The organism is Tersicoccus sp. Bi-70 (genome assembly GCF_001968825.1).
Lineage (GTDB): Bacteria > Actinomycetota > Actinomycetes > Actinomycetales > Micrococcaceae > Tersicoccus.
Map to the genome: position 1 here is coordinate 1 of NZ_MIEU01000006.1, position 903 is coordinate 903.

1 protein-coding gene and 1 other annotated feature are annotated in these 903 nt (G+C 65.8%); the gene reads left to right on the forward strand.

Features of this window, described 5'->3' with window-relative positions; translation table 11 throughout:
- Window positions 1–57: 57 nt before the first annotated feature.
- Window positions 58–186, forward strand: a sequence feature (AL1L pseudoknot).
- On the forward strand, window positions 94–903 hold an 810-nt coding region (locus tag BGP79_RS03880), incomplete at its 3' end, for an IS3 family transposase (protein WP_076693370.1). It overlaps the preceding feature by 93 nt.

Genomic DNA, 903 nt, shown 5'->3' on the forward strand with positions numbered 1-903 from the left:
GCTCGAGGCGGAGAACCGGGAGCTCAAGCGTGCCAACGAGATCCTGTTGGCGGCGTCCTCGTTCTTCGCGCGGGAGCTCGACCCGCGACTGCCGTGGTAGTTCAGTTCATCGACGATCATCGTGACCGGTTCGGGGTCGAGCCGATCTGCCGGGTGCTCACCGAGCATGCCGTGCCGATCGCTCCGTCCGGTTACTACGCGTTCAAGACTCGGCCCGCCTCTGCGCGGGCCGAGTCCGACGCTGCGTTGGTCGTGGAGATCGAGCGGGTGTTCTGGGATCGTAAGCTCGGTCGAGGCATCAGCGGCGCCCGCAAAGTGTGGCGCCTGCTGCGCCGAGAGGGCATCGTCGTAGCGCGTTGCACGGTCGAACGACTCATGCGTCAGCAGGGGCTGCGCGGTATCCGGCGCGGCAAGCAGTTCGTCACGACGCGCCTAGATTCTTCGTCGACGCGCCCGCCGGATCACGTGAAGCGCGACTTCACCGCGGACCGCCCCAACGAACTCTGGGTGGTCGACTTCACCTATGTTCCGACGTGGTCGGGGATGGCATTCACCGCGTTCGTCACCGACGTCTACTCACGCCGGATCGTCGGGTGGCGGACGATGAACCGGATGCCGACCGACCTGCCGCTGGATGCGCTCGAGATGGCCCTCTGGATTCGCGACAGGGCCGGGCAGGACATCACCGGTGTCATTCAGCATTCCGACGCGGGAGCTCAATACACCGCGCTGCGCTACTCAGAGCGACTTGCCGATGTCGGCGCGATCGCCTCGATCGGAACCGTCGGCGACTCGTACGACAACGCCCTGGCCGAGTCGACGATCGGGCTCTACAAGACCGAGTGCGTGAAGATCGACGGCCCGTTCCGGACCGCCGATGAGCTCGAACTCGCCACGCTCTCC